The sequence below is a fragment of the Exiguobacterium sp. 9-2 genome (assembly GCF_036287235.1).
Taxonomy (GTDB): Bacteria; Bacillota; Bacilli; order Exiguobacteriales; family Exiguobacteriaceae; genus Exiguobacterium_A.
On record NZ_CP142850.1, the window covers coordinates 2,453,331 to 2,470,762 of the forward strand.

Annotated in this window: 15 protein-coding genes; 1 reads left to right on the plus strand and 14 read right to left on the minus strand. The window is 49.6% G+C overall.

The features are described 5' to 3' along the window. Position 1: 1 nt before the first annotated feature. Positions 2–832 (minus strand): prolipoprotein diacylglyceryl transferase, encoded by an 831-nt coding sequence (lgt, locus tag VJ374_RS12915; protein WP_329469007.1) that lies wholly within the window; start codon positions 830–832, stop codon positions 2–4. Beyond that, positions 832–1,767 carry an HPr(Ser) kinase/phosphatase gene (gene hprK / locus VJ374_RS12920; RefSeq protein WP_329469009.1) on the minus strand — a complete coding sequence of 312 codons (936 nt, stop codon included), beginning with the start codon at positions 1,765–1,767 and terminating at the stop codon, positions 832–834. Before hprK ends, lgt begins: the two co-directional genes overlap by 1 nt. Positions 1,768–1,890: 123 nt before the next feature. Between hprK and VJ374_RS12925 the strand changes: the two genes are divergently transcribed. After that, complete coding sequence (locus VJ374_RS12925; RefSeq protein ID WP_329469012.1) at positions 1,891–2,277, plus strand: hypothetical protein; 387 nt, start codon at positions 1,891–1,893, stop codon at positions 2,275–2,277. Positions 2,278–2,477: 200 nt separating this feature from the next. On the opposite strand, the gene VJ374_RS12930 is transcribed toward VJ374_RS12925, so the two are convergent. From VJ374_RS12930 to VJ374_RS12985, 12 genes are all read right to left on the minus strand, one after another. After that, the gene (locus tag VJ374_RS12930) at positions 2,478–3,587 is read right to left on the minus strand and encodes a DUF4097 family beta strand repeat-containing protein (protein WP_056062976.1); all 1,110 of its coding nucleotides are present in this window, start codon (positions 3,585–3,587) and stop codon (positions 2,478–2,480) included. 100 nt (positions 3,588–3,687) lie between these two features. Next, entirely contained in the window at positions 3,688–6,543 is a 2,856-nt protein-coding gene (gene uvrA, locus VJ374_RS12935; protein ID WP_329469015.1) for an excinuclease ABC subunit UvrA, read from the minus strand. Between the two features lies 1 nt (position 6,544). Continuing rightward, positions 6,545–8,512, minus strand: a complete 1,968-nt coding sequence (gene uvrB / locus VJ374_RS12940; protein ID WP_023469235.1) for an excinuclease ABC subunit UvrB — start codon at positions 8,510–8,512, stop codon at positions 6,545–6,547. Positions 8,513–8,719: 207 nt separating this feature from the next. Further along, positions 8,720–9,883 carry a PDZ domain-containing protein gene (locus VJ374_RS12945; RefSeq protein ID WP_329469018.1) on the minus strand — a complete coding sequence of 388 codons (1,164 nt, stop codon included), beginning with the start codon at positions 9,881–9,883 and terminating at the stop codon, positions 8,720–8,722. 22 nt (positions 9,884–9,905) lie between these two features. Further along, a complete protein-coding gene (locus tag VJ374_RS12950; RefSeq protein WP_056062985.1) occupies positions 9,906–11,330 on the minus strand; it encodes a S41 family peptidase in 1,425 nt (474 codons plus the stop codon). 93 nt (positions 11,331–11,423) lie between these two features. Further along, positions 11,424–12,845 (minus strand): peptidoglycan DD-metalloendopeptidase family protein, encoded by a 1,422-nt coding sequence (locus VJ374_RS12955; protein ID WP_329469021.1) that lies wholly within the window; start codon positions 12,843–12,845, stop codon positions 11,424–11,426. 40 nt (positions 12,846–12,885) lie between these two features. Next, positions 12,886–13,785, minus strand: coding sequence for a permease-like cell division protein FtsX (gene ftsX, locus VJ374_RS12960; protein WP_329469022.1), 900 nt, complete (start codon positions 13,783–13,785; stop codon positions 12,886–12,888). Then, positions 13,775–14,461 (minus strand): cell division ATP-binding protein FtsE, encoded by a 687-nt coding sequence (gene ftsE, locus VJ374_RS12965; RefSeq protein WP_035410018.1) that lies wholly within the window; start codon positions 14,459–14,461, stop codon positions 13,775–13,777. The genes ftsX and ftsE overlap by 11 nt, the downstream gene beginning before the upstream one ends. A 194-nt stretch (positions 14,462–14,655) precedes the next feature. Beyond that, positions 14,656–15,030: a cytochrome c551 gene (cccB, locus tag VJ374_RS12970; protein WP_329469025.1), complete on the minus strand. Its 375-nt coding sequence runs from the start codon at positions 15,028–15,030 to the stop codon at positions 14,656–14,658. A 115-nt stretch (positions 15,031–15,145) separates the two neighbouring features. Further along, on the minus strand, positions 15,146–16,015 hold the full coding sequence (locus VJ374_RS12975) for a YitT family protein (protein ID WP_023469242.1): 870 nt from the start codon (positions 16,013–16,015) through the stop codon (positions 15,146–15,148). A 97-nt stretch (positions 16,016–16,112) separates the two neighbouring features. Beyond that, positions 16,113–16,616, minus strand: coding sequence for a GNAT family N-acetyltransferase (locus VJ374_RS12980; RefSeq protein ID WP_329469028.1), 504 nt, complete (start codon positions 16,614–16,616; stop codon positions 16,113–16,115). Then, positions 16,616–17,383 (minus strand): class I SAM-dependent methyltransferase, encoded by a 768-nt coding sequence (locus VJ374_RS12985; protein WP_329469030.1) that lies wholly within the window; start codon positions 17,381–17,383, stop codon positions 16,616–16,618. Before VJ374_RS12985 ends, VJ374_RS12980 begins: the two co-directional genes overlap by 1 nt. Between the last annotated feature and the right edge of the window lie 49 nt (positions 17,384–17,432).

A 17,432-nucleotide genomic window follows, 5' to 3' on the forward strand; every position in this document is an offset into this window, starting at 1 on the left:
ATTACTTCGCCTCCTTTTTTGAACCGTCCAAGTAACGAACGGCATTGCGACGAATGACAAGCATGATCACACCGAAGATGACTAAACAAATCGAGACGACTTGCGCCGTCCGCAGTCCGTCAGCCATCAGACTATCCGTCCGGAGTCCTTCGATAAAGTAGCGTCCGATCGAATACCAAATCAAATAACCGAGGAAGACATATCCACGACGTGGGTTGAACTTCATCCGCCAGACGATTAATAGAATGACACCAATGATGTTCCAGACGCTTTCATAGAGGAATGTCGGTAAGTAGTATGTCCCGTCGATGTACATCTGATTGACGATCCAGTTTGGTAAGTGCAACGTATCTTGTAAGTACGACCATGTCGTCTCGCCGCCGTGTGCCTCTTGGTTGAAGAAGTTGCCCCAGCGTCCGACGGCTTGACCGAACAAGAGCGACGGTGCCAGGATATCAGCGATCTGCCAGAACGAGATCTTTTTCTTCCGCGTATAGATGATGACCGTCAAAATCGCGCCGATGATCGCGCCATGGATCGCGATCCCACCTTGGCGGATGTTGATGATTTGATCGAGATGCTGACTGTAGTAGTCCCACTCGAACGCGACGTAGTAAATCCGGGCACAGATGATACTGATCGGAATCGACCAGATGACGACATCGACCGCATACTCTTCATTGAAGCCGATCCGCTTCGATTCGAAGATCGCGATCAACAGGCCGACGACCGCACCGAGTGCGATGACGATCCCGTACCAGTAAATCGGTACCGGTCCGAGATTGATTGCGACGCGATCAAATGTTGGTTGTACAGAGGCTAGAGTTCCCATCAAAGACCACCATTCCCATCTTCAATTGCTTGCGCGAGACGTCCCGCGAATTCTTCTGCTGTATTAATGCCCATGTTTTTCAGGCGATAGTTCATCGCTGCCACCTCAATAATGACGGCGAGGTTTCGTCCGGGACGAACCGGAATCGTCAAGAACGGGATTTCCGTATCGATGATTTGAAGCGTCTCTTGATCCAGACCAACGCGGTCATAGATTTTCGATTGATCCCAAATCTCGAGGTTACAGACGAGGCTGATCTTCTTGTGCGAGCGAACAGCACCTGCACCGAACAACGTCATCACGTCGATGATCCCGATTCCACGAATTTCAAGCAGATGTTGAATCAACTTCGGTGCCGTTCCGACGAGAATCCCGTCACCCGTTTGACGAATCTCGACCGAGTCGTCTGCGACCAGACGATGACCCCGCTTGACGAGTTCGAGTGCTGTTTCCGATTTACCGACGCCACTTGCTCCTTTGATGAAGACGCCGACACCATAGATATCAACAAGGACACCATGCATTGCCGTCGTTGGCGCGAGTTCCGCTTCGAGGAAGTTCGTGATCTGTGACTCGACCGATGTCGTATGCCCTTTTGTCGTCAACAGTGGCACGTTCGTCTCGTCCGCAGCTTGGATGATCGCTTCCGGCACTTCAAATCCACGTGTGATCAAAATACCAGGTGTTTCATCTGTACAGAGGACGTTCGCTCGTTCACGTTGTTCCTCGTACGTTAAATTATTGAAGAACGTCAATTCTGTTTTTCCGAGAATTTGAAGACGTTCTGCCGGGTAATAAGCATAATAACCGGCAAGCACAAGGCCAGGTCGGCACAAATCAGCCGTTAGAATCGGGCGATGTAAGCCTTCTTCTCCCGTGACGATGTGGAGATTGAATTGTTTTACGATTTCAGCTGTTCGCACTTTTGGTTGCACGCTTCGTCAGCCCCTTTCACTTGAAGTATTGTACCATATTTTTATTCGGTTCATGGAATTGGATTAGAAGCATGATTTCTTGGGAATGGAATAAAGAGTTAATATTTTGAAGGAGGTTTTGCCATGATGTCAGGTGGCGGTATTTGGTTCGTTTTAATACTTATTTTATTCGGAATCCTCGCGATCGCCGGTTTCGTTTATCTCGTGATTTCGCTGATCGATATGTGGAAGGCTTACTCCCGGAATCAAGATCAAACAGCTCTCTTATTCTTTATTATTTCCATCATCGGGGTCTTCATCAGTGGGTCTTTCATCTCGTACGTCTTAGCCATCATTTTCTATTGGAATCGCGCACGCGGAAAGAGTTGGCTCGGCATTGGTCTGATTCTCGTTTCGATCGTTCTTGCAATCATCGGTGTCATCGCCTTACTCTCGTTCGGTTACGATATGAATAATATCGAGAACATGAACTTCGATGAACCGATGATGGATCAAGACTACAACTATTGATTTATGCTACACCCATCCACTTATGAGGATGGGTGTTTTTACATGTGCAGACGAAGTCGTTCCGCATGTGTGACTCCTACAGGAAAAAGCGCGGTCATCCACGCTGTCAGAAACAAACGAGCCTGAGGAAAGCATGCACAGCGGATACGATGTCATAAGAAAAGCGCAACCTCTTTTTCAAGAAGTTGCGCCGAGTATGCTTATAACGCTTGTGGACTGAGGTGAACACCGTGCGTGACTGAAATCGTACCAGTCTTCGTATCCGCTTCGACCTCAATTTTAGGTGAACGACCGCGCCCTGAGACGAAATGGAGTTTCCGGTTGACGATCTCTTTTTGATCCCGAATCAATTCCATATCGTCAAGATTGCAGTTGAGACCACCAAAGTTCGTCTCAAGTTCTCCGTAGACTTCAGCGCCATGCGGCAACATCAAGGCGATGCTTCCAGCAAGTGACGAGGCTTTGACTTTCGCATTTTGCGCTGTCTTCAGCTCGCAACGTACGTTTCCGTTCGCTGTTTTCAATTCTGAACGTTCGAAGACACCAGTCGTGATGATTTGACCGTTGGCTGTCTTCGCTTTCAAGACCTTCAACTCCGACTCTTCGATTTCGATCGAGCCGTTCGCTGTCGATACTTTGACATCTTCACTGAAGAGGTCACGGACGTTGACCCGACCGTTCGCCGTCATCAGTTGAGCGGACGTCGTATCGAGTGACGATAACGAAATCTCCCCGTTCAACGTCTGTAAGACGAATGACTCGTAATGACGGCGTGGTACTTTCAGGTGGACTGTCGCACGAACACTCTTATCCTTCAAACGAATTGAGAGTGTATTCGCCGACACTGCGTGCTGAACAGCAGCTTGTAGTTGCTCAAGCGCCTGTTCTTCCGTCACCTGTTGGCGGCGGAGCGGACGTCCTGTCACCGTTAATTCGCATTCTTCGAGATCACTCGGTTCAACGACCAAGTTCGCATTGAACAGATCGACGTGAACCGTCTCACCGCTGAACGGGAATTGTTTGACGTAGGTGACGTTCGGACCGGACGCCTGATTAAGCGAAAGATCACTGTCCTTGATCCGGCTGACGAGATTATCGAACGCTGACATGACTTTCGTCGTCAACGAATCGACGGAATACTGGTCGACCCGATCATATTGTTCTGGTTCATCGACGTACTTATGTTCACTGGCAGAAGTTGCACGTTCGTCGATCGCTTCGAGCCGCTCGAGTTTATCGAGTGCCTCATCAATCGTTAACTTTCCTTCTTTGACTTGCTCCAATATCAATTGACGCATATCTTGCTTCATGAACCGTTCCCTCCTATTCTTGAACCTCAAACGTGTGTTACATGATACTTTCGTTTAAGTTCCCTTAGTTCCTTCCTACGAATCCTCATCCACAAAAGTTTCACGATTCAATTCGTGCCGCGTCGCGTTCAAGGACAGGCGCGAGGTATCGTCCCGTATAAGACGCTTCGACTTCGGCGATGTGTTCCGGTGTACCGGCAGCAACGATTGTTCCGCCACCGTCGCCACCTTCAGGTCCGAGATCAATCAAATAGTCTGCTGTCTTAATGACGTCTAGATTGTGTTCGATGACGAGTACTGTATCACCATTGTCGACGAGTCGTTGTAAGACTTTCAGGAGGCGCGCGATATCATGGACATGCAGTCCTGTCGTCGGTTCATCGAGGATATAGATCGTCTTCCCGGTCGAACGTTTATGCAGCTCGGATGCCAGTTTAACGCGCTGCGCTTCCCCACCAGACAGTTCCGTCGCGGGTTGACCGAGACGCATGTACGTCAGACCGACGTCAGCGATCGTCTGCAGTTTCCGCGTGATTTTCGGAATGTTCTCGAAGAAGGCGAGTGCATCTTCAACCGTCATCTCAAGCACGTCGGCAATCGTTTTGCCTTTATATTTCACTTCGAGTGTTTCGCGGTTATAACGTTTACCGTGACAGACTTCACACGGAACATAGACGTCCGGTAAGAAGTGCATCTCGATCTTGATGATCCCGTCGCCACGACACGCTTCACAGCGTCCACCCTTGATGTTGAAACTGAAACGTCCTTTTTTGTAACCACGGAGTTTCGCTTCGTTCGTCGAAGCAAAGACGTCCCGAATATCATCGAAGACACCCGTATACGTTGCAGGGTTCGAACGCGGTGTCCGACCGATTGGTGACTGATCGATATCGATGACCTTATCGATTTGATCCAGACCGGTGATCCCTTTATGGGCGCCTGGTTTTTCCTTCGCCCGGTTCATCTCGTGGGCGATCGTCTTATAGAGAATTTCATTGATCAACGTCGATTTACCAGAACCGGATACTCCGGTGACGGCGACGAACAGCCCTAGCGGAATGTCGACATCGACGTTCTTCAAGTTGTTTTCCGATGCTTTGTGGATATGAAGCATCCGACCGTCTGGCTCTTTGCGTGTCGACGGAACAGGAATGAACTTCTTCCCGGACAAATATTGACCAGTCAACGAGTTCGCATCCTGCATCAACTCTTCCGGTTTTCCGGCTGCTGTGACGAATCCACCATGATCCCCGGCACCTGGTCCGATATCGATCAAGTAGTCGGCTGCCATCATCGTATCTTCATCGTGTTCGACGACGATCAGCGTATTGCCGAGATCACGCATCGCCTTCAGCGTATTGATCAGACGATCATTATCGCGTTGGTGTAAGCCGATCGATGGTTCATCCAGAACGTAGAGGACGCCCGTCAGACGCGAACCGATTTGTGTCGCAAGACGAATCCGTTGCGCTTCCCCACCGGATAATGTCCCCGCTGCGCGTGAGATCGTCAGGTAATCGAGACCGACGTTCTCAAGGAACGACGCCCGTTCATGAATCTCACGGACGATCATCCGCGAAATCGTCTGATCCTTCTCACTTAATTTCTCCGGTAGTTCGTCGAAGAACATGACCGCTTGTTTAACAGACATCTTCGTCACTTCACCGATATGGTGATCGGATACTTTGACGGCGAGCGATTCCCGTTTCAAGCGATGTCCTTTACACGTCGGACACGCCTTCTTCGCCATGTAGCCTTCCATCTGTTCCCGGATATAATCAGACGACGTCTCCTTGAAGCGACGTTGTAAGTTATTGAGAACTCCTTCGAAGTAGAGGTTCGTATTTCGGACCATCCCGAAGTCATTCTCATAACGGAAGTGAATCTCTTCCTTCGTGTTTCCGTTCAAGATCGTTTCGCGATGTTCTTCTGACAATTGTTCGAACGGTGTATCCATATCGATTTTAAAGTGGTCACACACCGCTTTGAGCAATTGTGGATAATACTGCGAGCTCGTTGGTTCCCACGCCACGATTGCCCCTTCGTTCAATGACTTATCGGGATGCGGCACGACGAGATCAACATCGACCTCAAGCTTCGTTCCGAGACCATCACATGACGTACAAGCACCAAACGGTGAGTTGAACGAGAACATCCGTGGTTCGAGTTCGCCGATTGAGAAGCCACAAATTGGACAAGCATGATGTTCACTGAACAATAGTTCGTTGCCGTCCATCGTATCGACGATGACCCGACCATCCGCGAGGCGAAGTGCAGTCTCAAGTGAGTCCGCAAGACGGGCTTCGACGTCTGGTCGCACGACGACACGGTCGACGACGACTTCGATCGAGTGTTTCTTGTTTTTCTCAAGCGTGATCTCTTCGGCGAGATCCATCGTCTCTCCGTTGACACGGACGCGGACGAAACCTTCCTTCTTCAAATCGTCGAGCACCTTGACGTGCGTTCCTTTGCGTCCGGAAACGATTGGCGCGAGAATTTGCAGACGCGTCCGCTCTGGTTGTTCCATCACTTGGTCGACCATCTGACTAATCGTCTGGCTCGAAATCTCGATTCCGTGATTCGGACAGATCGGCTTCCCGATCCGTGCGTATAACAGACGCAAGTAGTCATAAATCTCCGTGACCGTTCCGACCGTCGAACGTGGGTTTTTACTCGTCGTCTTTTGATCGATCGAAATTGCCGGACTCAGTCCTTCAATCGTATCGACATCCGGTTTATCCATTTGTCCGAGGAATTGACGAGCATAGGCAGACAAACTTTCGACATAACGACGTTGTCCTTCAGCATAAATCGTATCGAAGGCAAGCGACGATTTCCCCGATCCAGACAAGCCCGTCAAGACGACGAGCTGATCGCGGGGGATTTCGACATCGATGTTTTGTAGATTATTGACGCGAGCGCCTTTGATGATAATCTGATTCTTCTTTTCTCCCAACTTAGGCACCTGCTTTCAATTCTAATATGAGATCGCGGAGCTCGGCAGCTCGTTCGAACTGCATGTCCTTCGCCGCTTGACGCATCTCTTGGTCGAGCTGTTCAAGCAACGTTTCGCGCTCCGGTTTTTTAAGTTTGTTGAACTTCTCGAGTTTTTCGACGGTATCGTCGCTCTCGATCGTCGTACTGATAACACCACGCACGTCTTTTTTGATCGTCTGCGGCGTGATGCCATGTTCTTCGTTGAACGCCATCTGGATCGCGCGACGACGTTCCGTCTCATCGATCGCCCGTTGCATCGAATCGGTGACTTTATCAGCAAACAAGATGACGTGTCCTTCCGAGTTCCGAGCCGCCCGACCAATCGTTTGAATCAGCGAACGGTCCGACCGGAGGAACCCTTCCTTATCAGCATCAAGAATCGTCACGAGTGAGACTTCCGGAATATCGAGTCCTTCTCGTAACAAGTTGATCCCGACGAGGACATCGTATTTCCCGAGCCTCAAGTCACGTATGATTTCAATCCGTTCCAGCGTCTTGATCTCCGAGTGCATGTAGTTGACCTTGACGCCATTCTCTTTCAAGTAATCGGTCAAATCTTCTGCCATCTTCTTCGTCAGTGTCGTGACGAGAACACGTTCGTTCTTCGCGACCCGGTCACGGATGTTATCCATCAAGTAATCGATTTGTCCTGTGATCGGATGAATCTCGATCGTTGGATCAACGAGACCGGTCGGACGGATGATTTGCTCGACCATCTCTTTCGAATGTTCGAGTTCATACGGTCCTGGTGTCGCCGAGATATAGATCGCCTGACTGACTTTTTCCTCGAACTCCTCGAACCGTAACGGACGGTTGTCTTTTGCCGACGGAAGACGGAAACCGTGATCGACGAGGACTTGTTTCCGTGCCTGGTCCCCGTTATACATCCCGCGAATTTGTGGCAATGTGACGTGTGACTCATCGGCAACGAGTAAAAAGTCCTTCGGGAAGTAATCGAGCAATGTATACGGTGTTGCCCCTTCCGGCATCAAGTTCAAGTGACGCGAGTAGTTCTCGATTCCGGAACAATAGCCCATCTCACGCATCATCTCAAGATCGTAGTTCGTCCGTTGTTCGAGCCGTTGCGCTTCAAGCAACTGATTGTCTTCACGTAACTTCGCAAGCTGCACTTCAAGTTCCTTCTCGATGTTCGCGATCGCTTTCTGTAGACGGGTATCCCCCGTCACGAAGTGGGACGCCGGGAAGATCGAGATGTGCTCGCGGTCCGCGACGATCTCACCTGTCAGCGGATCCATGTCACGGATCCGTTCAATCTCGTCACCGAAGAACTCGACCCGGACACACTGTTCGTCGCGTGACGCCGGGAAGATTTCGACGACGTCTCCGCGGACGCGGAACCGTCCGCGCTGGAAGTCGATGTCGTTTCGCTCATACTGGATGTCGATCAGACGGCGAAGCATCTCGTTTCGCCCCATCTCATTGCCGACACGCAGGGATAAGACGTGGTTGTTGTACTCTTCCGGATTACCGAGACCATAGATACACGAAACGGACGCGACGATCAAGACGTCTTCCCGTTCGAACAAGGCGGACGTTGCCGAGTGACGCAACTTATCGATCTCATCGTTGATCGAAGAGTCCTTCTCAATGAACGTATCCGTCGACGGAACGTACGCTTCCGGTTGGTAATAATCATAAAAACTAACGAAGTATTCGACCGCGTTGTTCGGGAAGAATTCCTTGAACTCCGAGTAGAGTTGTCCCGCTAGTGTTTTGTTATGGGCAAGGACGAGCGTCGGTTTCTTGATTTCCTTGATGACGTTCGAGACCGTGAACGTCTTCCCGGTACCGGTCGCCCCAAGCAACGTCTGATGTCGTTCGCCTTGTTTTAGCCCAGTCACCAATTTTTCGATTGCCGTTGGCTGATCACCGCCTGGTTCAAATGGTGAAACGAGTTCAAAATCCATCGTTTGCTTCCCCCTCATCACGTTAAAAAATCTATTTCTATTGTATCACTTTACGAACAAACATTCGATTATGAAGTGCTCCTTTTAGGAAGTTACCCTTTTTTTCGAAAATGCAAAAGTTTCTTTTTACTTCGAGTGCTGATCTTCGATTTTTCTGCCGACAAAAAAATCCCTGTCACGGCTGTTCCGTGACAGGGATGTACTAGTTTAATGCAAAGAGCGTACCTTCGTCCGACCGTGGACCGGTTCGTTGACGAAGAGGATACCGAGCTCATGATGATCTTGTTCATAAAAGGCACGTTGCGCAAAACGGATGTCTCCGTTATGGTTCATGACTTCAAGACGCAGATACGGTTTGTGTTTTTGGATGGCTTCATAGAACGATGCTTCCGAGTCGACCTTTTCACCGTTGACCTTATAGATCGCTTCACCCGGAATCAAGCCCATCTCGGCAGCTGGTTTATCAGGTAGCGTTCCGAGAATGACGGCACCACGCGTTCCATTGAGGAACAACGGCGTTTGCGCCCGGTTCAAGCGTTTGACCCGCTGGTGCAACAAAATGTGCAGGACGAGCAACAAGACGATTCCGTAGAGCCATTCAGCTTGACCAGTCACGTACGCAAGAACCGTCAATAAAACTGCAACAAGACTCGTGATCAAACGTCCTTGAACGAGCGGACGCATCAATTCTTTCGGCAACTTACCCGTAAAGAGGAAACTGAAACCGATCGGTAACCAGAGAACGACCGGAACGAGTTCCGGGAAGCTGTAACGTGGCCACCAGGCTTCAAGCACGTCGCCCGGAACAAAGACGAGCAAAGGCAATAGCCAAAGTTTATTTGCCGACAGCCCACCGATGAAGCGACCGCGCTTTGAGACGACGAGTGACGGTGACAGACGCCGTTGCCCGCGCCACCAGACGAAGAGACATTCCGCGACGAGCGTTAACGTCGCAAGCAATAAAATCATTTTCGGCTCAACCGCTCGAACCGGATCAAGACGTGAATCCATTAGGAACCAGCCGGCAAGTCCAAGCAAGACGATCGGCCAGAGTGGCAGGTTCAAACGAACGACACCAATCAACAGCAGGACGCTCGAAAGTCCAAGCAACAGTAGAGCGTACTGCGGTGTCACTGTCAATCCGAGCCATCCGCTGACGACGGACAAGACGAGACCGACGAGTAGGCCTGGTAAAAGTGTTTCGAGGACATCGCTTCGTTTACCGTGTGTCCGGGAGCGAAACAGTCCGCGTTCCCGTTTGACACGCCGGATGCCGATGACCCAACTGACAAGGAGTGCTAACCACAAGGTCGGACTGGCGATGAGACTAATCGCGGTCCAACCAATTTCATCGAGTAATTCCACGCGCATTCAGACCTCTTTCCATTCCTTATTATTGAGCAGCGACCTCGAGTGCTTTTTTCCGCTGGACGTCATTCTTATCGTCCTGGAGTTTCTTCAGGAGACGCGTCTCCATCTCACCCGCTGTCTGCTGATCGATTTTTCCAGTGACGTCAAGTTTCGCATCCTTTTGCAAAGCCTCGACAGCTTGTTTCATCGTGTCACCGAAATAGCCGTCCTGTCCTTTTGGCTCATAACCGATCGCTTCGAGGACGAGGTGGGCATTCTCGACTGATTTTCCGTAATCGCCGACAGCGAGTGACTTTTGATCAGTCAAAATTTTCGTGACGTTGAAGTACGCCGGTTGTTTGACTTCGACCGTCGGCTTGACCCCTTTTTTGTGGATCCAGTTTCCGTCTGGTGTCAGCCATTTGTTCGTCGTTAACTTCAGGTCGCTACCGTCCTTCAAATCATACGCACTTTGGACGATCCCTTTCCCGAACGACTTCGTACCGACGACTTCGGCGCCAGCTCCTTCCTTCAGACCGGCTGCAAGGATCTCGGACGCTGAGGCCGATCCGCCGTCTTCTAAGACGACGATGTTATATGGTTTCTTCTCGTCTGCCTTCCCGAATTCCTGCTGGCGCTCGCCTTTATTGTTCTCGACTTGATAAATCGGCACGTCTTTCGGAATGAACGGAGCGATCATTTTCGAGACAGCCGTCAAAAGACCACCCGGATTTCCGCGTACATCGATGACGAGTCCATCAATGTTCTGACTCTCGAGTTTCGTCAACCCCTTCTCGAACTCTTCTGCTGTCGGTTCCGAGAACTGTGTTACTTGTAAGACACCGATCTTCTTGCCGTTGACATTCTCCGTTGACGTATAGACCGTCTCGATTGGAATCGTATCGCGTTTAATCGTGATCTCCATCGCGTCTTGTCCGCTACGCTGAATCGTCAGGACGACATTCGTTCCTTTTTCACCACGAATTTTTTTAACGGCTTGATCCGTCTTTTGACCTTTTGTCGACTTACCATCGATTTCTAGGATGACGTCGCCTGGTTTGATACCAGCTTTTTCAGCAGGTGATCCTTTGATCGGCGAGACGATGACGATCGACTCACCTTTTTGTTCAAGCGTCGCACCGATCCCTTCAAACGAAGACGACAGATTTGTGTTGAACGAGGTCGTTTCCGACTCATCCATATAAACGGAATATGGATCGTTAAGCACTTCTGTCATGCCAGATAACGCACCATCGAGTAACTCTTTATCTGTCACGTCTTTTAGATAATTTTGTTCGATCATCTGCCGGACCTGGTCGATTTTTTTCCAATCACCTGTCGCATTCGAAGATGATGACTGCGTTGCAACGGAATCTGTTCCGCCAGCCGCTAACATACCGACGGCACCTGCCCCTAAACCAAGCCCGAAGGTACTGACCGCAATCACTGCTGTTGTAGATTTTTTCACGCTTGATTCCCCACTTCCATTAAAAACGCATTATTTTTTTCAGTATAGCAAAAAAAGATAGGTTACCCTATCTTTTCAGTATTCTGTGGGATGTCAAAAGATGTACGGTGCTGGGTCAACTGCATTCGGTTGTCCGACTGCCCACTCTCCCTTATGCAATTCGAAATGCAAATGCGGACCTGTCGACCAGCCCGTTGTACCTAATGTGCCGACCGTCTTACCCGGCATGACTGTTTGACCGGCGGAGACGCTGATCGAATCGAGATGTGCATAGACGGTCGTGTAGACCTGTCCATCAATCAAATGCGTCACCATGACGACGTTCCCGTAACCTGTTGCACTACCGGCACGTAGAACGATACCACCTGCCGCTGCATGAATCGGTGTTCCTTTTGCATTTACGAGATCAATCCCTTTATGAATCTCCGGCTTCCCTGTCAACGGATTGTTTCGGGGACCGAACGGCGACGAGACATATCCTTGAACCGGTAAATGGAACGGACGACTCGTCACGGCATCTGCCGGTTGCTCCGGCGTTGCAGTCGGTGACTCGACTTCAGGAATGGTCGGTTCCGCACTTGGAGCATCGGATTTTTTCTTTTTTGCCTCTGCTGCACGTGCCGCTTCTGCCGCTTCCGCTTGACGTTTTGCTTCTGCTGCCCGCGCCGCTTCTTCCGCTTCCGCTTGACGTTTTGCTTCTGCTGCCCGCGCCGCTTCCTCCGCTTTCCGTTTCGCTTCTTCTTTTGCTTTCCGTTCGGCTTCTTGCAGGGCAATCAATTCGTTTTGAATCAGACGGCGCTGATCCGCGAGAATTTCTGCTTCCTCGGCTTTAGAGAACTGCTCTTGTTGCAGTTCCTTGACCTTCGTGTTCAACTGGACGACAAGCTTTCGCTTGAGCTCAGATTCCGCAATGATTCGTGTCTGGAGCACGAGCAACTTCCGTTGTTCCCGTTTCATGCTTTCAAGCAATAGTGCTTGTTCCGACCGTTGTTCGCTCAGTTGTTTGACGTTCCCCTTGTAAGCTTGTAAGACATGATCATCTTGTTTGATGATCTCACTGACCGTACTGAAGCGCGAAATCAAATCACCAAAGTCTTTTGCGTCGAGCAAGACCTCGATGTATTTGACGTCTCCTTTTTGTTGGACGGCACGCAATCGGCTTCCAAGCAACTCTTCTTGTTGATGCAGTTCCTTGAGCGTCTCGGAAATCGCTGCTTCCGTCAGACGCAATTGTTCTTTAGATGCAGCAACAGCCGCTTGTTGATCGGCTATCTTAAGCGCTAAATCATCCAAACGGCTGTTGACTTCATTCAGTTGCGCACGGGCTTCCTTACGCTCCTGTTTCGTCAAGTTCAACTTCTCTGATGTCTGATTCTGTAATCGTTCCGTCTCTTTCAGACGGCTTTCGACCTCCTGTTGTTCCTTCAGCAAATCTTCTTTCGACGTGGCATCAACGGACACACTAGTTCCAATCAAAGCTAAGCTCAGGACGGCAGAATAGAATCGGACTTTCATGAGAAGCATCTCTCCTCTATTTTATTTTTGGGTAACTGATTTAAATCTTCAAGAAACGACCGAGTGATGTCGTTGATCCCCATACACCGATGAATGCACCGAGTCCGAGCAGGATTAAGACGACTTGTGCCGACAATTCACCTGGTGGAATCAACGAGAATATTCCCGCATTCACGGTAGAAAGTTGGGGTTGGATCGCGTTGTATGAGACTTCGTAACCGAAGTAGACGACGACGATCGGGATGATGGCACCTAATATGCCCATCAATAATCCTTCGACGAAGAACGGTGCACGGATGAATCCGTTTTTCGCTCCGACGAGGCGCATGATCTCGATTTCCCGGCGACGGGAGAAGATCGTGACTTTAATCGTGTTCGAAATAAGGAACATTGCCATGAACGTCAATCCGACGATCAGGATGATTCCACCGATCCGAACTCCTTCAAGGAAGTTAAACATCTTTTTAACATAGTCCTTACCATATTCGACACTATCTACATTTTCCATTTTTTTGATGGAATTTGCAAGTGTTTCTGTCTCTTTTGGTGAGGTAGCTTTGACGATATATCGGTCGTGAAGCGGATTGTCTTTTTCAACCGACTGGTAGGCTTGAGAACCTTCGCCAAGTTGCTTCTTGAAGCGGTCCAGTTCTTCTTCTTTTGAACTGTAACGAACAGTGTTGACGCCCGGCATCTGCTTGAGTGCTTCACCGACTGCATCGATCTTCGACTGGTCTGCTTCTCGTTCGACGAATACTTGGATTTCAACGTCTTTTTCGACGTTATCGGAAATCTTGTTGACGTTGAACATGAGCATCGCGAATATTCCTACGAGAAGTAACGTGACGGTAACGGCACTGACAGAAGCGAATGTCATCCAGCCGTTCCGGACGAGACCTTTTGCCCCTTCCCGTAAATGACGGAATCCATTAAACTTCATAGCCGTACATTCCTTTCTCTTCGTCTCGGACGATTTTTCCTCCATCGATCGCTAAGACACGATGACGCATCTTGTTAACGATGTCCCGGTTGTGTGTCGCCATTACGACCGTTGTCCCACGGCGATAAATCTCTTCGAATACTTCCATGATCTCCCATGCTGTATCCGGGTCCAGGTTTCCAGTCGGCTCATCGGCGATGACGAGTGACGGACGGTTGACGATGGCTCTCGCGATCGAGATCCGTTGTTGTTCGCCCCCAGATAATTCGTCCGGATAGTTGCGCTCTTTATGCTTGAGCTTAACGAGATCGAGTACTTCGAGTACTTTCTTCCGGATTTGTGCTTTGTCTTCCCCTACGACTTCTAGCGCAAAGGCGACATTTTCATAAACCGTCAGTGACGGGAGTAATTTAAAATCTTGGAAGATGACGCCGATTTGGCGACGAAGTTCGGGGATTTGACGGTTCTTCAACTTACCGACTTCGATTCCTTTAAACAAAAATGAACCGCTCGTTGGTTTCTCTTCGCGGTACATCATTTTCATGAATGTTGATTTACCCGCACCCGACGGACCGACGATATAGACGAATTCGCCTTGATTGATCGTCAAATCGACCTCACGGAGTGCCGTGACGCCGTTCGGATAAATCTTACTGATTCGTTGCATCTTGATCACGTACTTCACATCCTTACTTATTTACTGATGCTAAATGAATAGGTCCAAAAACCTACCGACCACCATTATAACAGGGACAAAATTGAACGCACATTACAATCAAATGTCATTTCAGGCGATTATACCATAAAAAAGAGGCACGAATGACGAACACATGTCGTGTGTGTCATCTCGTACCCCATCATATCCCATAATCATTTTTTAGCAGCGAGCCAGTCGGCAACAGCCGTGATTTCTTTATCATCTTTCAGGATACCAGCAGGCATTTGCCCTTTCCCGTTCTTGATGATTTTTTGAATCTCTTCTGAAGAATATTTCGATCCAACCTTCGTCAAGTTCGGTCCGACGTTTCCTTCAAGGTTTTTACCATGACACGTTGCACAGTTGTTGGCGAAGATTTTCTCAGCATCTACACCGGATTGTGTCTTCGACGAATCATCGTTCATCGTTGACTCATCCTTCGTGCCTGACGATGAATCATCAGAACTCGAATCGTCACTACCACCACATGCCGCGAGCGCAAGTGTCGTTCCTAAGCCTAACGCGAGTAACAAGTTTTTCAGCTTCATCCGGATATCCCCCTCTTGTAAGTATCTACATAAACGCTACTGACCTAGTTAGAGTATAACCGTTATCCGGATGAGTTAAGCGTGATTTCACAAAAACTTCACGTTTTAAGAACGATTATGGCACATTACGGTAGCGTTTATCGTCTGTAAACCCGAGTCCGAGCACCTCATGGGCTTCACTGACGACGAGGAATGCCGATGGATCGATGTGTTTGACGATTTCTTTGAGCGTCGTGATTTCCCCTTGACGAACGACGACCATTAGCATCGGTTTGCGTGTCCGCGTGAACGCTCCTGCTGCCTCGATCTCCGTCGCCCCGCGATCGAGTGTCTCGAAGATTTCTTTCACTAACGCTTCCCGTTGATCGGAAATGATATAGGCAAGTTTGTCGTTCGTGATTCCGAGCTGGACGACGTCGATCATTTTGATCGTGATGAACAAAGCAACGAGTGCATACAGCCCAATCTCAAGCGAGAAGATCGTCGCCGCACTGATGACGATCGTGCCGTCAAGCAAGGCGATACACAGATGAAGTGGCAATTTCGTGAAACGATGCAGGATTTGCGCAATCAAATCCATTCCTCCGGTCGACGCTCGCCCCCGGAAGATCAGACCGAGTCCAATCCCGACCCCGGCACCACCAAAGATTGCAGCAAGCATCGGATTCATTGTCGCAGCCGGAACATCGAACCGCTCATATACGAGGATGACGACCGGTAAGAAGATCGACCCGACGAGTGATTTGACCCCAAAGCCCATCCCGAGGATCATCCAACCGATCGCAAGCAAGACGACGTTCGCGACGAGTTGGAACAATCCTGGCGAAATTCCGAACAAATCGTTCAAGACGATCGATAAGCCACTGACCCCTCCCGAGGCGAGTTGGTTCGGTGCTAAAAATAAACTAAAGGCACTTGCGACGAACAAGGACCCGATTAACAAATACGCATAATCGCGCACGACTTCCTGACGTGTCGATGTCATGACATTCCATTTCCCCTTATCAATTGATTCTCGTGTTTCATTTTAGCGGAAAAGTCAGACAACGACTAGACAGGCGGAACAACTCACAGTGTTCCCTTTATACCGCACTAAAGGGTGGACTGTAGCGAACGATACCGCTAACGCCACGTAATCCATTCCGTTCGAGTGCAAGAACGAGAAAGACCTCCGGCGGAACGGGGAACGGCGGCTTGATACCGTAGTCAATCGCCCGTTCAAAGCCGAACTGTGGATAATAGCTGTCGTGACCGAGGACGACGATGTGGGATTCCCCGGCGTCCCGCGCATCCTCGATCACTTGACGGATCAATTCAGAGCCGATACCCTTTCGCTGCCAGGTGGGTAGGACACCGACCGGCGCTAAGGCAAGCGACGGGATGTCATCGATATGGATCCGGCTCAAGAGGACATGACCAACGATTTCTCCTTTATCAGTCACCGCGACGCGACCGAAGACCGGTTGCGCCGCTTCCTCCTCGCGTAAGGCATCAACGAGATTCGCTTCGTTCGGTTGTTCGAATGCCGCTTCATGGACGAGCCGAATTCCCGTTGCGTCCTTAAAGCCTTCTTTACGGATGATCATCAGTTATTGCTCCCTTCAAATGGTTTGGTTGCGAGGAGCGTGAACTCGGACGGGATGTTCTCACCATTCCAGCCACGATGCTCGTCGAATCGATCTAATATGAAACGTGTTTGAAGAATCCCGTTTAAGATCTCACTCAATGTAAAATAGCGGACAGAAACGTCTGGAAAATCGACTTGCTCCTCATTCGTAAAGTGCGTCTTATACGCCAAGTCACCCGCTTGCAAGGCTTGATCGAAGTAGCGTGGTGTATACTTCAAATCAGCATCGATCCAGCGTCCGACCGGATGAAAATCGCTAAGGATCAGCTGTCCACCAGGTTGCAAGATTGCAAAGAGAATCTGTAAAAAACGCTTGAGATCAGCAAAATAATGCAAAATCCCGCCTTCTAAGTAAAGGATATCAAAGGTATCGCGATATCGTTCAAGATCGATCGCATAGAGATCACCGACGACATACGTGATTCTTGTCTCAGCATGGTGCGCCAGTTCAAGCGCATACTTGGCATTCTCCTCTGAGATATCGAACACAGTGACGTCTGCCCCGAGTAACGCTAACGGAACCGCCTTGCGTCCGTTTGAACCACAAATATTCGCAATCGCCTTCCCCGCGACGTCTTCGAGATCATGTCGATGCTTCTTCAGGCATGCGGCTGGATCTTGTTTAATACGTGCAGCATATTTGGCTGGTGTCCCATCGCGTTTCTCCCAAAATTCATATGCTCGGTATTCCCACGCCTGTTTGTTGACCCGACTTTGCTTCTTCATCACGCTTCCCCCTTTGACGGTCAAAAAACCAGTCGAACATCGTCCGACT

Bases quoted from the DNA above. Each gene is read 5' to 3' on its own strand.
- lgt (WP_329469007.1), bottom strand. From the start codon at position 832: ATGGGAACTCTAGCCTCTGTACAACCAACATTTGATCGCGTCGCAATC.
- VJ374_RS12925 (WP_329469012.1), top strand. From the start codon at position 1,891: ATGATGTCAGGTGGCGGTATTTGGTTCGTTTTAATACTTATTTTATTC.
- VJ374_RS12930 (WP_056062976.1), bottom strand. From the start codon at position 3,587: ATGAAGCAAGATATGCGTCAATTGATATTGGAGCAAGTCAAAGAAGGA.
- uvrB (WP_023469235.1), bottom strand. From the start codon at position 8,512: ATGGATTTTGAACTCGTTTCACCATTTGAACCAGGCGGTGATCAGCCA.
- VJ374_RS12945 (WP_329469018.1), bottom strand. From the start codon at position 9,883: ATGCGCGTGGAATTACTCGATGAAATTGGTTGGACCGCGATTAGTCTC.
- VJ374_RS12955 (WP_329469021.1), bottom strand. From the start codon at position 12,845: ATGAAAGTCCGATTCTATTCTGCCGTCCTGAGCTTAGCTTTGATTGGA.
- ftsX (WP_329469022.1), bottom strand. From the start codon at position 13,785: ATGAAGTTTAATGGATTCCGTCATTTACGGGAAGGGGCAAAAGGTCTC.
- cccB (WP_329469025.1), bottom strand. From the start codon at position 15,030: ATGAAGCTGAAAAACTTGTTACTCGCGTTAGGCTTAGGAACGACACTT.
- VJ374_RS12975 (WP_023469242.1), bottom strand. From the start codon at position 16,015: ATGACATCGACACGTCAGGAAGTCGTGCGCGATTATGCGTATTTGTTA.
- VJ374_RS12980 (WP_329469028.1), bottom strand. From the start codon at position 16,616: ATGATCATCCGTAAAGAAGGCTTTAAGGACGCAACGGGAATTCGGCTC.
- VJ374_RS12985 (WP_329469030.1), bottom strand. From the start codon at position 17,383: ATGAAGAAGCAAAGTCGGGTCAACAAACAGGCGTGGGAATACCGAGCA.